Genomic DNA, 726 nt, shown 5'->3' with positions numbered 1-726 from the left:
CGGATTGTAGACAATAAAGGTTTGGGCACTAAAGCCAATTTGTGTGCTGACTTTTCCATCTTTTAACTCAGCGCCAGTTACCATGCCTGCATCATATGAAACGCCGTCATAAACTATTTTTACCAAGTTAGTGAAAGTCGCGGAGGCTTCTCCCTTTTTCATGTCGTATTTGGCTTGTAGCGAGTTCTGCGCCGCTGCCCAAGACTTATCCGCTGTCGCTCTGACCTGATGGATAGACTCGGCTAAGGCTTTAGTCTCGGTTACCACGTAATTGTCAACCCTGACAATTTCGGCTTTCATCTTGCCGTTTTGACGCATGAAATACTGTGTATTGCCGTTAAGTCCTTTTGCGTTTTCCAGTATCGCTTCGGTGCTGCTGTCTATTCCTTTTTTTAACTGTTTAATGGCTTCCGTATCGTTAATTTTTTTGTCAATTTCTGCTAAAATATCACCCGGTAAACTATCCGGTTTGCCTGATGCTTCAACAAAAAGTGATTTTCCATAACTATTTATCGTGCGAATATAGAAAAAATACTCGTGACCAACGTTAAGATTCTCCTGAGTCCAAAACTGCCCTTGTCCGACTTTAGTGGCATGATTAATGACTTCATGTTCTGAGGCGTCTGGCAATTTTGTATCGCTAAACCAAAATTCAAATGTACTGCCATAGGCGGCTGAATCACCTAACCTAGGAGCAGCAGTTAATGAAAACATGCCAACAGTGAT

The 726-nt window shown here is 42.3% G+C and carries 1 protein-coding gene; it reads right to left on the bottom strand.

What is annotated here, in order from left to right; translation table 11 throughout:
• Positions 1 to 726 (bottom strand): DUF1983 domain-containing protein (locus CBG25_RS05570; RefSeq protein ID WP_290605172.1); only part of this gene is annotated, 726 nt, incomplete at both ends.

The sequence above is a fragment of the Arsenophonus sp. ENCA genome (genome assembly GCF_002287155.1).
Lineage (GTDB): Bacteria > Pseudomonadota > Gammaproteobacteria > Enterobacterales > Enterobacteriaceae > Arsenophonus > Arsenophonus nilaparvatae.
Note: the sequence above shows the minus strand (reverse complement) of the source record. Positions and strands in the feature narration are given on the sequence as shown.